The 13,079-nt window shown below is 60.2% G+C and carries 9 protein-coding genes; 5 read left to right on the forward strand and 4 right to left on the reverse strand.

The annotated features are described in order from the left end of the window. Positions 1–20 precede the first annotated feature (20 nt). Complete coding sequence (gene cobT, locus AD949_RS12210; protein ID WP_048836017.1) at positions 21–1,961, forward strand: cobaltochelatase subunit CobT; 1,941 nt, start codon at positions 21–23, stop codon at positions 1,959–1,961. A 261-nt stretch (positions 1,962–2,222) separates the two neighbouring features. Here the strand turns inward: cobT and AD949_RS12215 are convergent, their stop codons facing one another. Both AD949_RS12215 and AD949_RS12220 read right to left on the reverse strand, forming a co-directional pair. Beyond that, positions 2,223–3,677 carry a pyridoxal phosphate-dependent decarboxylase family protein gene (locus AD949_RS12215; RefSeq protein ID WP_048836016.1) on the reverse strand — a complete coding sequence of 485 codons (1,455 nt, stop codon included), beginning with the start codon at positions 3,675–3,677 and terminating at the stop codon, positions 2,223–2,225. Positions 3,678–3,680: 3 nt separating this feature from the next. After that, positions 3,681–4,670: a bile acid:sodium symporter family protein gene (locus tag AD949_RS12220; protein ID WP_048836015.1), complete on the reverse strand. Its 990-nt coding sequence runs from the start codon at positions 4,668–4,670 to the stop codon at positions 3,681–3,683. A gap of 158 nt (positions 4,671–4,828) precedes the next feature. On the opposite strand from AD949_RS12220, the gene AD949_RS12225 reads away from it, so the two are divergent. The 3 genes from AD949_RS12225 to AD949_RS12235 all read left to right on the forward strand — a co-directional run bounded on the left by AD949_RS12225 (position 4,829) and on the right by AD949_RS12235 (position 6,992). Further along, the gene (locus AD949_RS12225) at positions 4,829–5,719 is read left to right on the forward strand and encodes a hypothetical protein (RefSeq protein WP_048836169.1); all 891 of its coding nucleotides are present in this window, start codon (positions 4,829–4,831) and stop codon (positions 5,717–5,719) included. 137 nt (positions 5,720–5,856) lie between these two features. Next, the gene (locus AD949_RS12230) at positions 5,857–6,774 is read left to right on the forward strand and encodes an SPFH domain-containing protein (RefSeq protein ID WP_052944565.1); all 918 of its coding nucleotides are present in this window, start codon (positions 5,857–5,859) and stop codon (positions 6,772–6,774) included. Next, positions 6,771–6,992 (forward strand): hypothetical protein, encoded by a 222-nt coding sequence (locus AD949_RS12235; protein WP_048836014.1) that lies wholly within the window; start codon positions 6,771–6,773, stop codon positions 6,990–6,992. The genes AD949_RS12230 and AD949_RS12235 overlap by 4 nt, the downstream gene beginning before the upstream one ends. A gap of 13 nt (positions 6,993–7,005) precedes the next feature. On the opposite strand, the gene mfd is transcribed toward AD949_RS12235, so the two are convergent. Together mfd and AD949_RS12245 are read right to left on the reverse strand one after the other, a co-directional pair. After that, positions 7,006–10,485 carry a transcription-repair coupling factor gene (gene mfd, locus AD949_RS12240; RefSeq protein WP_048836013.1) on the reverse strand — a complete coding sequence of 1,160 codons (3,480 nt, stop codon included), beginning with the start codon at positions 10,483–10,485 and terminating at the stop codon, positions 7,006–7,008. Next, complete coding sequence (locus tag AD949_RS12245; protein WP_048836012.1) at positions 10,482–10,805, reverse strand: FAD assembly factor SdhE; 324 nt, start codon at positions 10,803–10,805, stop codon at positions 10,482–10,484. The genes mfd and AD949_RS12245 overlap by 4 nt, the downstream gene beginning before the upstream one ends. Positions 10,806–10,874: 69 nt before the next feature. Here AD949_RS12245 and recG point away from each other — a divergent pair, with 69 nt between their 5' ends. Beyond that, positions 10,875–13,019 (forward strand): ATP-dependent DNA helicase RecG, encoded by a 2,145-nt coding sequence (recG, locus tag AD949_RS12250; protein WP_048836011.1) that lies wholly within the window; start codon positions 10,875–10,877, stop codon positions 13,017–13,019. Positions 13,020–13,079: the final 60 nt, after the last annotated feature.

Here is a 13,079-nt window from a genome sequence, read left to right on the forward strand (position 1 = left end):
AACGGAGAGCGGCTTTAGCAATGGCTGACAGCAGGAAAGGAGCGCACGCTCCACCGTCTGGCCATAACCGGCCAGAAAGCGAGTCCGGGCAGACCAAAGTGGATGCCTTCAAGCAGGCCACGGCGGCAACGCTGCGGGCAATCGGCGGGCAGCGGGATACGGACGTGTCGTTCCACACAGGCAACATGCCTGTGGGACCGATCAGCCTTGCCGGAAAAATCCGCCTACCCCAGCCCTCCCGCCATATGGATGCGGAAGAAATTGAGCGTATCCGCGGGGCCGCCGATGCGCAGGCGTTGCGGGTGAAGCATCATGATTTTGACCTGCACCGCACCCACCAGCCAGACGATTCCGTGGCGCGAGAAGTGTATGACGCCCTTGAGCAGGCCCGTATCGAGGCTGTCGGCGCGCGGCACATGCGCGGGGTTGCGGCAAACCTGCGCCACAGGCTGGAAAATGACTGCAAAGCAGCAGGGCTGGACCGGATTACGGACCCTGCCGAGCTTTCCCCAGCGGTTGCGCTGGAACTGCTGGCCCGTGAGTATCTGACGGGCGAAGCGGCACCTGACGCCGCGCAAACCATTCTGCGTAAATGGCAGGCCACCCTTTCTCCACAAGCCCGGACGGCTCTAAAAAATCTCGCACTCAGTCAGGATGATCAGGCCGCTTACTCCAAAGCGACCCGGAAACTTCTGGCAGCCTGCTCTCTGACGGAGGATGAAAGCCCGTCTGACGAGATGGACGCCGATGAAAACGGTGCCGACTCTGCCGCCGGGGATGACGAAAACAACGCCCCGCCCCCGGAAGGACAGGAAGAGAACGTTCCACCAGAGCCGGACTCCTCATCCGACCCCGTCCCGCAGCCGGAACTGATGGGCGGCGGCGGAGAAGCCTCGCCCGAAACACTGGAAGAAGAGCGGGAAGGGCAAGGCTCGGATGGCACGGGTGAAGCCGCAGGGCCGGGCGGCAACCCGGACCGTGAACCCGGAGAAACTGCTGGAGGCTACCACGCCTACACCACGGCCTTTGATGAAGAAATCAAAGCCGAAGACCTGTGTGACCCAGAAGAGTTGAACCGCCTGCGGCACCAGCTTGATGTGCAACTGGCCACGCTGCATGGTGTTGTCTCCCGACTGGCCAACAAGCTGCAACGTCGCCTGATGGCGCAACAAACGCGCTCATGGGAATTTGACCTTGAGGACGGTATGCTGGATGCAGGCCGCCTCTCCCGCATTGTGGTGAACCCGATGCTCTCGCTCTCTTATAAGCGGGAACGGGAGACAGAATTTCGTGATACGGTTGTCACCCTTTTAATAGACAATTCCGGCTCCATGCGCGGACGCCCGATATCCGTAGCGGCCTCCTGCGGGGACATTCTGGCCCGCACACTGGAACGCTGCGGCGTTAAAGTGGAAATTCTCGGCTTTACAACGCGCGCATGGAAAGGCGGCCAAAGCCGTGAACAGTGGACCAAGGATGGCAAACCGGCGGAACCCGGACGCCTGAATGATCTGCGCCACATTATCTACAAAGCCGCCGACATGCCGTGGCGGAGGGCCCGCCCCAATCTGGGCCTGATGCTGCGTGAAGGGTTGCTGAAGGAAAATATTGACGGCGAAGCCCTGCTCTGGGCGTGGAAGCGCCTTAGAGGCCGCCCGGAAGCCCGCAAAATTCTGATGGTCATTTCAGACGGCGCGCCGGTGGATGACAGCACCTTGTCCGTCAATCCCGCCTCCTATCTGGAAGACCATCTACGCGCCGTGATTCATCAGATTGAAGAACGCAGCCCGGTGGAACTGACAGCCATTGGCATTGGCCATGACGTGGGCCGCTATTATCAACGCGCCGTCACGATTACCGATGCGGAAGAACTAGGGGGCACTATGCTCCAAGCCCTCTCTGGCCTGTTTGATGAAAAACAGAACAGGCCCGGTCGCCGCAATAAAAACAGACGGCGTTAAAAACCGTCTTTCTCTCTTTGAGGCTGTTTCAAAAGCTTAGCATTGAGCGCCAGCGGGATGGATTGGCAGTTGAAACAGGCAGTCTTGCAGCCCTAACACTGTAACGTCGGGACAAAAGACAACGCATTCAGACGCAAACATGCATACCGGATCGGCTTATGCGTCCCCCCCCGTTTAAACATCTCGGCCCGGACGCATGTTTTGCATCCGGGCCGAGAAAAAGCGGGAGTTCTGCCCTGTCCTGAACGCTCTTCAAAACGCTCAGGCCGCCTCACGCTCCAGTTTGGTCCCAAGCCGTTTGTCCGCTAGGTCCAGCAACGTCTCCAGCATCAGATCCACATCGCCTTCCATCGTGCGATGATTGACGATGGCCGCCCGAATGGCCCGCTTCCCGTGCACGATTGTGGCTGAGGGAGCCGCAACGCCGCTCTCATGCAGGTCTTTTACCAGATCCCCGTTCAGCACGTCCTCATCCGTACCGGGTGCCCGTACCCGAAAACAGACGATATTGAGCGTAACCGGGGCAAGCAGTTCAAGGCTGGGCGAAGCCTGAACCCGCGCCGCCAAATACCGCGCCACAGCGCAACAGTGTGACACCATCTGGCCAAGCCGCTCCGTGCCGAATGATGCCAGCGTGAACCAGACTTTCAGAGCCCGGAACCCTCGGGAGAGATCCGGCCCAAGATCACAAAACCACGGCGCACCAGCAGCCAGCCCGCGATCCTCTCGGGACAGATATGCCAGAGACTGCGCAAAGGCCGCGGCCTGCCGCCCCTCTTCGCGCACCAGAACGCACCCGGCGTCATACGGCGTTTGTGCCCATTTGTGGAAATCAAAGGCAATGCTGTTGGCACGCTCCATCCCGGCCAGAGCCGAAGCATGATCAGGGGAAAGACGTGCCATGGCTCCAAATGCGCCATCAACATGAAACCAGAGGTTTTCAGCCTCAGCAAAATCAGCCAAAGCCGCAAGCGGGTCAATCGAGCCGGTATCCACGGTCCCCGCCGTGCCGACCACCATAAATGGTTCAAGCCCGGCGGCGCGGTCTGCTGCCACCATCTGCCGCAATACCGCCAGATCCATGCGGAAATCAGCATCAACAGGCACCAGACGCAGCGCCTGGGTGCCAAGCCCGGCCATATCAAACGCACGGGCAATACAGCCATGGGCAGTCTGGGCGGCATAACCAACCAGCCTGCGGCCAGCCAGACCGTGAGAGCGTATGTCCAGACCACCCTCCACAGCACGGCTGGCTGTGATCACGGCAATAAAATTCGCCATGGAAGAGCCCGTTACCAGAACGCCCGTCGCGGTTTCCGGAAAGCCCAGCATGGTCGCGGCCCAGCGGATTACCATCCGCTCCACCTCGATTGGTGCGTGGTCCCGGCCGCCAAGATTGGCGTTCAGACCCGCAGCCAGCATCTCGGCCAACATCCCCTGCGCTGTGCCGCCGCCATGTACCCACCCCATAAAGCGGGGATGACGGTTGCCAGTGGCATACGGCACAACAGATTGCGCAAACTGCTCATATAGAGCTGTCAGTGGCGTTTCCTGCGTTGGCAGTTCAGCCTGCCGGAACTCCTGCCTGACAGCGGCTGGCATGGGCAGCCAGACCGGGCCGGAGGCCACGTTCTGCACGTTATCCAGCATCTCATCCAGCATGCGGTGCCCAAGCGCCCGCAATGCGTCCCAGTTTTCCGGATCAAGCCCCGCCACGTTTTACTCCTTTTGCGGCACTCCTACCGCTGGCAGGCCTTCCGCATTTTCCTGCGTCATACGGGCAAACTTTCTGGCCAGCACCGCACAGACAAACAACTGAATCTGGTGATAGATCATCAGCGGCAGGACGATAAGCCCGACAGAGGCTGCGGGAAACAGCACATTGGCCATCGGCACACCAGAAGCCAGTGTTTTTTTGGAACCACAGAACACAATGGCAATTTCATCACGCAGCGGCACCCCTGCCAGACGGCTGCCATATGTGGTTATCAGCAGCACACAGACCAGTAATAGGAAATCGACCAGTGCGATCATACCAAGCTGGCTAAGTGGCAGCCGGTGCCACAGCCCCTGCATGACGGCCTCACTAAACGCCGTGTAAACCACAATCAGAACAGACCCACGATCAGTCAGGGAAAGCAGCTTTTTGTTCCGGTGCGCCCACCGGCCAATCCATGGTTGAAGCAACTGGCCCAGAACAAAAGGCAGCAGAAGCTGGAATACAATATCCAGCACATTGCCGGATGTCCCACCGTGCTTACTCAACACCAGACCGACCAGAAAAGGCGTTATGAAAATCCCGGCAATGTTGGAGGCCGTGGCAGCACACACAGCCGCAGGCACATTGCCCCCGCCGATAGACGTAAAGGCAATGGAAGACTGCACTGTGGAGGGCAGGCAACACAGGAACAGCATCCCCACCCAGATATCATTCTCTAAAAGGCCCGGCATCAGCGCATGCGCAGCCAGCCCCAGCAGCGGGAACATCACAAAGGTGCAGGTCAGAATAATCAGATGCAACCGCCACGCCATGACGCCGTCCACAACTGCCTTGCGGGAAAGCCTCGCACCTTGCAGGAAAAACATTACGGCAATGACGATAATGGTAAGCCAATGGAAAACCGGCACGGCAGCCCCATGGCACGGCAGGACCGTGGCGAGAATAATTGTAACGGTCAGACCGATAAGGAATGGGTCCAGTTTGAGCATGGGCTGTGGCTCTTTGCGGATGGGACAGGGGTTTTCGTGCGGGGCACTATGAAATCTGTATTATTCTTAAGATGCTGATTGCACCCGGCACGCGCTTACGCCACCTTTACGCTCAAATGAAATACAACACCATTCCTTCCCCCGCTGGTCTCATACTTATGAGCCTTGGTCTTTGCGCCGCCGTTGCGCCGTTACGGGCAACGCACGCCGCCGCTCCTCCTGCCAGTTGCGCCGTCATTTCGCACGGCGCCGCGCAGGATAGTGCGCATGGCGTGACGTATGAAAACGTGGTGGTCCACACCCCGGACGGCAGCAGCGGCCTGACTGCGGGGAAAATGTCCTTTACCGGCGGCAGTGCTGGCAATGCGCATGATCAGGCGGATGCGGCTTCGTTGCTGCTGATGTCCGCCATCACCGGGCATCACAATGCCGCGTGCTCGGACTGGCTGGCACAGCAGGGGCAAACCGCTGCCTCCACCCTGAAAGCCGGTGGTGGGTATGATATCACATGGACCAACGCGGTATTGACCCATGGTTCTAGCCGCATAACCAGCAGTTCCGCGCATTTCAAAGTGGATGGCAGCACGTCAGCCCACACCAGTGCAGCAGCACTGTCGCTCTCAGGCATGAGCTTTCAGGGGCTCAGCAATGAAGCCCTGCTTCCCTCCTCCGCTTCCGCCACTTTCTCGCTCCCGGCCTCTGAACTCCCTGCTCTGATGGCCGCCATTGGTGGCCGGTCCTCGGCAGCCCCGGCTGTGCATGTCACCATTTCCAGCTTTGATGCCGTGCGCGACACCGTGCACCTGAAAGGGAATGGCACGGCGACTCTTACCGGGAACGTCAATGCCACAACGGCCTCCGGCCATCTGGAAATCAGCAATCTGGAAGCGCTGATTGAAAAGGCACGTGATGCCAGACAGATGAAGCTGGCAGCGGGGCTCGTATTGGCACGATTGGTCAGCCACACTCAGAATGATGCCAATGTGTGGAATACTATCTGGCAAGGCGGCGTGCTGACAGTAAACGGCTTCCCGCTTCCTCTACACTAAACGTTATAAAGACAAACTGAAGGGGCAGGTTTTCTGGAAGACGCGGTGAACCCTGCCCCGTTCCATCTTAATGGCGTTGTTTACTACTCTATTTTTTGATATCATTAATATATCAGAAAATAGGGCATGATCTGACAATGAGCACGACAGAAACCAGACCTTGGGCGCTCTACGGATTTGTCGGTGCGGGCGTTGTCCTCATCCTCGCGGCGGGAGGTCTGGTCTGCCAGCTTGCGGCCAGACAGACGCCTGTGGGCATAGCGGGCACAGTCCTGTGCTGGGGAGCAGCGGCCGTCCTGCTGCGCGGGTTTATGACCTTGCAACCCAATGAAGCCGCTGTACTGACATTCCTTGGAAAATATTCAGGAACCCTGACCCGGGACGGGTTTTGGTTCATCAACCCGTTTGCTCTCCGCACGCGCGTCACACGGCGGCTGGTCACACAGGAGATTGGTCCGCTTAAAGTGAACGACGCCTCCGGCAATCCTGTCGAAATTGGCATGGTGCTGACATGGCGGGTTGAGCAGGCCGCCCGTGCGATCTTTGATGTGGAAAATTATTCCCGCTACGTGACGGCGCAGGGGGAAACTGCCCTGCGTAGCCTCGCCAGCCGCTACCCTTATGATGAGGATGAATACGCGCAGAGCCACGCCGCACAGCAGGCTGAGCAGTCCCCCTTACCGGAAGGCGGCATTCTCTCTCTGCGTGATGGAGGAGACCGCCTGACAGCTATTCTCACGGCTGATCTGCGGGAGCGGATGGCGTTGGCCGGACTTGTTGTTCAGGACGCACGCCTGTCCCACCTCGCCTATGCGCCTGAGATTGCCGCAACAATGCTCCGCAAGCAGGCCGCAAGCGCAGTGATCGCCGCCCGGCGCACCATTACATCCGGAGCCGTCACGATTGTCGAACAGGCGCTCAACGAACTTGAAGACCGTCTTGACGGAGTGCTGGATGCCGAGCGGAAAGCCGCCATGGTCTCTAATCTGCTGGTCGTTCTGGTTGGGGACAGAGACGTCACCCCGGTTGTCAACGCAGGCACGCTGTATTCGTGACGGAGGACAGCCGCAGGGGTCGACCACGCGGGCCGGAGAAAGCCGCCTTCGCGTTGCGGCTTGACCCCAAATTACTAGCCTCCGTCCGCCGCTGCGCAGCCGCCGAACTCCGCAGCGTGAACGCCCAGATTGAAACCCTCCTCAAAGACGCTCTAGCGCGACGCGGCGTCCCACTTCACCCGGCCCCGGACTCACACCTTGATGAGGAAGCCGAATAGGCAGAAGGCAGGATCAGGCTGCTTCGGCCGCAGCCTTCTTTGTCAGTTTGACCAGATCCCGCAGCACGCGGCGGGCCAGATCAATCCGCTGAATATTGGTCAGTTCCCGCACGACTGCCATTTTATGGTCTGTCCGCAGTCGGACGGTGCCGTCTTTCCAGCGCGCCATCCATTGCACAAGCCCTGCCGGATTTTTGAAGCTGTTATTGCGGAATTGCAGCACCATGCCCTTGGGACCTGCTTCCAGACGTTCAACGCCTGCGGCACGGCACAATCTTTTAAGATCAACAATATCCAGAAGATTCTTGACCTCTGGCGGCAACGTCCCGAAGCGGTCCACCAGTTCGGCTTCCATGGCTTCCAGTTCCGCATCCGACCCAAGACCGCTAATGCGGCGATACAGACCAAGCCGCACGGGCAGATCCGGCACATACGCATCCGGAATCAGAACAGGCAGACCGACAATGATGTTTGGCGTCCAGTCCCGATCTTCCGCCTTACGACGGCTTGTTTCATTCCGAAGGTCAGCCACGGCGTCTTCCAGCATCTGCTGGTACAGTTCGATCCCGACTTCCCGCACATGGCCGGACTGCTGGTCCCCCAGCAGGTTGCCAGCACCACGCAGGTCCAGATCATGCGAGGCAAGCGTGAAACCAGCGCCCAGCGTATCCAGCGTCTGCATCACTTCCAGTCGCTTTTCAGAAGAGGCTGACAGGGTATGTGTTTGTGGCCATGTCAGATAGGCGTAGCCACGCTGCTTGCCGCGCCCCACACGCCCACGGAGCTGATAAAGCTGCCCAAGACCAAACATATCGGCCCGGTGGATAATCAGCGTATTCACCGCAGGCATATCCAGCCCGCTTTCCACAATATTGGTGGAGAGCAGAATGTCATATTTCCCGTCAGAAAATTCCGTCATCACCCGCTCAAGGTCCGTTGGCGTCAGGCGACCATGCGCCTGCACCACCTTGGCATCCGGCACGATGGTGCTCAGCCGCTCGGCCAGACGGTCCAGATCCTCAATGCGGGGGGCCACACAGAAAATCTGCCCGCCACGGAAGCGCTCGCGCTGAATGGCCTCCCGAATCACCACACTATCAAACGGCATGATAAAGGTGCGCACCGCCAGACGGTCCGTGGGCGGTGTGGCGATCAGGCTCATTTCCCGCACGCCGGAAAGAGAGAGCTGCAACGTGCGTGGCAGCGGCGTGGCGGACAGCGTCAGCACATGCACGTCCTCACGCAGCGCCTTCAGCTTTTCCTTATGCCCCACGCCAAAATGCTGTTCTTCGTCAATAATCAGCAGATCAAGCGAGGCAAACTGTACAGTTTTGGCCAGCAGCGCGTGCGTACCGATCACGATATTGACGGACCCATCCGCCAGCCCCTTGCGCACCGCCGTTGCTTCCTTACCCGTCACCATACGGGAAAGCTGCGCGACCTTGATCGGGAAGCCCTCAAACCGCGCGGCAAAGGTCCGGTAATGCTGACGCGCCAGCAGCGTGGTTGGCACCACAACCGCCACCTGCCCGCCCGACATGGCGGCCACAAAGGCAGCACGAAGGGCTACCTCCGTTTTCCCGAAACCTACATCCCCGCACACAAGCCGGTCCATCGGGCGGCCTGACCCCATATCATCCAGCACATCGGCAATGGCGCGGGACTGATCATCCGTTTCCACAAACGGGAAGCGGCCACAGAATTCATCCCACAGCCCCTCCGCCGGAGCCAGCACCGGCGCTTCCTTCAGCGCGCGGGCGGCGGCGGTACGGATCAGTTCTCCGGCCATATCGCGGATGCGCTGCTTCATCTTGGCCTTACGGCCCTGCCAAGCCACACCACCCAGCTTGTCCAGCGGCACACCAGCCTGATCCGAACCAAAACGGCTCAGCAGTTCGATATTTTCAACCGGGAGATACAGCTTCTCCCCACCATCATAGAGCAGACGCAGGCAGTCATGCGGAGCGACCCCCACGCTGACTGTCTCCAGCCCGTCATACCGGCCAATCCCGTAATCCTGATGAACCACCAGATCGCCCGCGGAAATTTCCCCGGCCTCGGCAATCAGTTCATCCGCACGGCGTCTACGGCGCGGCGGGCGGCCAATACGCTCCCCCAGCAGATCCTGCTCGGAGACAAAAGCCAGATCATCCGCCACAAAGCCGCGTTCCAGCCCCAGTGTCAGCAGGCCGACGGTGCCGGGCTTCGCCTTGCTGGCGGACGCCCAGTCCTCATAGCTCTGGGTCGCGACACCGTGCTCACGCAGCAGCGTACCAATGCGCTCGCGTGAGCCTTTGGTCCATGCCGTCACGTAGGCGCGGCGTTTGACCTGCCCCCAGTCCCGCACCTGTTCTCCCAGCAGGGTGAAGACCTGCTCACGCTGGGCACCGGGCACGATTTTGGCAAACATCTTGCCGGGGCGGCCGCCAACTTCAATGCCCGCCGCGCCATCGGGCTTGGCAAACGGACTAAAGGCCACAACCGGCAGACGGCTTATAAGGGCATCCCAGCCTTTGGAATCCAGATACAGGAGATGCGGCGGCAGAGCGCGATAGGGTGTTTCCCCTTCCCGCACGGGCTGACGACGGGCCTGATAATGGTCCGCGATCATCTCCAGACGCGTTCTGAGCACGTCCTCAACCTGATAATCCAGCGAGACGGACACATCCGGCAGATAGTCGAACACTGTTTCCAACTGCTCATGGAACAGCGGCAGCCAGTGTTCGATGCCGGGATAGCGACGGCCATCGGAAATATGTTCATAAAGCGGGTCAGACGCCGCAGCCGGACCGAAAACATCCCGCCAGCCCGTGCGGAAGCGCGAGATACTGGCCGCATCCAGTGAAAATTCGGACACAGGCCGCAGAGTCAGCGCATCCTGCTTTGTCGTGGACCGCTGGGAACCGGGGTCAAACGCACGGATATTCTCGACCTCATCCCCAAACAGGTCCAGACGGACCGGCTCGGCCGCGCCTGCCGGGAAAAGATCAAAAATCCCCCCACGGGACGCAAACTCGCCCGCTTCCATCACCGTATCGGTGCGGGTGTAGCCATTGGCAATTAGCAGTTCGATCAGAAAAGCCTGATCAAGGCTTTCACCCTGTTTAACGGTCAGAGACTGGCCCGCAAACGTCGCGCGCGGCGAGACACGCTGCACCGCAGCGCCAACCGTGGTCAGCACCAGCCGGGGGCGACCATCAGAGGGTTCCAGCAGGCGGGTCAGTGTTGCAACACGTTCCGCCACAATGGTCGGATTGGGAGAAACGCGGTCATACGGCAGGCAGTCCCACGCCGGAAAACGCAGGGTTTCCACATCCGCCGCCACGTAGGCCAGCATCTCCGCCAGCCGGGCGGTCGAGGCATCATCCCGCGCAATATGCAGGACAGGCCCCTTATGTTCTCTGGCCCGTCTGGCCAGCAAAAGCGCATCAAACCCCTCAGGCACGCCCCATATGGGCGCTATACGGCCCTCAGCGCTCGTCTGTTCCGTCATCCGGCTATCCCAACTCCTTTTGCGAGGCACGCATCCACCATCCGGCGTAACATGGGGGTCTCCCGTTCTGTCGGCAATGGCAGGCGGCCGAACAGCCAGTCTGTCAAATCCGGGTCCGGAATTTCCAGAATAGCTTCCATATCCGCAAGCTCGGCGGCGTTCATGGTGGAGACGTTGTCTTCCACAAAACCGCCAATCAGAGCATCCGTCTCAAACGTGCCACGATGCGAGGCGCGAAACAGCAGACGACGACGCCGGGAGGCCAGAGCCTCATCAGAATCGTGTTCGGGCGGAAGAACGGTCGTTGAATTGTGTTGCATGGCTCTGGTGTCCTATAGCCTTGGCATTCTCTTCTGTCAGCCTGCCAAACAGAGGCTTCTGTTACACCAGTGTCCAGCCCCCCGCCTATCACAACCGCTTCGGCAGCCACGCCATTTGACGGCTCCAGCCTGTCCGGCCTGCTGGCACCGCTGGAGACGTTGCCGGGTGTCAGCACCGCGCGGGCAAAGCTGCTCCGCCGCATTACAGGCGGCTCCCGTGTGCTGGACCTGCTGTTCTGCCTGCCGGAAAGCGTGGTGGACCGCAGGCTCCGGCCTCCTCTGGCGCAACTCAGGCCAGACACAATCGCAACCGTTACCGGCGTTGTGCAGACCATTCGTCCGCCTGCCCCCCGCACGCGGCAGCCATGGCGTGTGACACTGGATGATGGAACCGGGCAACTGGACCTCGCTTTTTTCTCCAAATGGCAGGCCGAAAAGGTCGTGATGGGCGAATCCATTGTCGTATCCGGCAAGGTCGAGCGGTTTGGGGAGCGTCTGTGCATGACCTCCCCCGACTATCTCCTACCCGCCCGATCCGCGGACCGTATTCCCGGTCTGGACCCGGTCTGGCCGCTGACGGCAGGACTGTTTGCCGGGCACGTCCGGCAGGCCATGACCGCAGCCCTCGCCCTCCTGCCCGCCACTCTGCCTGAATGGCAGATGGAGGCTCTTGTCAGAAAAAAAGGCTGGCCGGATTTCCCCACGGCGCTGACATGGATGCATGTGCCCGACCGTATTCCGGAGAGCGCCACCGGAGACGCATGGCGCGCTCAACAGACCCGCGCTCAGGCCCGTCTGGCGTGTGATGAGTTGCTGGCGGACCAGCTTGCCACCCGCATTGCGCTGCGTGCGTCCCGCGCCCGCCCCGGCCGTAGCCTACGTGGTGACGGACATCTGCAACGGCAGGCGCTGGCCGCTTTTGGTCACACACCGACCTCTGGCCAGAAAAAGGCGCTGGCGGAAATTGAAACCGACATGGCCGCCCCCTACCGCATGACCCGCCTCCTGCAAGGGGATGTGGGAGCTGGAAAAACGCTTGTCGCTCTGCTGGCCATGCTGCGCGCCGTAGAAGCCGGAACACAGGGCGCGCTGATGGCCCCCACGGAAATTCTGGCCCGCCAGCACGCCGCCACCTTTGCGCGCCTTTCACCCGTGCCGGTGGCGTTCCTTTCCAGTTCCGTCAAAGGCAAAGCCCGCAAACAGGTCTTGCAGGACATTGCCGACGGCACGGCAAAACTCGTGATCGGCACCCATGCACTGGTGCAGGAAAGCGTGACCTTCGCGGATCTCGGGCTGGCGGTTATTGATGAGCAGCATCGTTTTGGCGTGGAGCAGCGCCTGACCTTGGTGGAAAAAGGACCGGCCACGGACATGCTGGTCATGACCGCAACGCCTATCCCCCGTACCCTGCTGATCACCCGGTTTGGCGATATGCAGATCAGCCGGCTGGAAGGGAAACCCGCAGGCCGCAAGCCCGTGCGCACCTCCCTGCATCCCCTCAGCATGATGGATGAGGTTATCGACGGGCTGGCCCGTGCACTGACCAAAGGCGCACAGATTTTCTGGGTCTGCCCGCTGGTTTCAGAAAGCGAGGCGCTGGATATTGCGGCAGCCGAGGCCCGGCAAGTGGCGCTGCTTGAACGGTTTGGGGAGGTTGTGGGGCTGGCCCACGGGCAGCAGGACGCCACTGTGCGCGAAGACGCCCTTCAGGAATTTTCTCAGGGCAAAACCCGTATTCTGGTCGCCACAACCGTTATTGAAGTCGGCGTGGACGTACCCACAGCGACCATCATGGTCATTGAACACGCCGAGCGTTTCGGGCTGTCCCAACTCCATCAGTTGCGCGGGCGCGTAGGCCGTGGTTCTGCGGCCTCCTATTGTCTGATGCTGCATGATGAAGGTCTGGGGCTGACCGCCCGCCGCAGACTGACCTGCCTGCGTGAGACAGAAGATGGCTTCCTGATCGCGGATGAAGATTTCCGCCTGCGTGGTGGGGGCGATATGACAGGCCGCCGCCAGTCCGGTCTGCCGGAATACCGCATGGCTCCGGAAACTCTGGCCGATATGCTGCTGGAAACAGCCCACAAGGAAGCTGAAAAACTCCTCCCCGACACAGCGCCCATTACCCCAACACCGCTGCTTCCGCTGGCAGCCAGAATTCTCCTGCTCCTGTTTAACAAAACCGACGCTGCCCGCATTTTTGCTGGCGGTTGATGGGCGCGTGGCGTTCGCTAGGCTTCCACCACCACCCTAGATACATCTTCAGAAAACCTT

Origin of the sequence: Acetobacter orleanensis (assembly GCF_001581005.1) — a bacterium.
GTDB classification, from domain to species: Bacteria; Pseudomonadota; Alphaproteobacteria; order Acetobacterales; family Acetobacteraceae; genus Acetobacter; species Acetobacter orleanensis.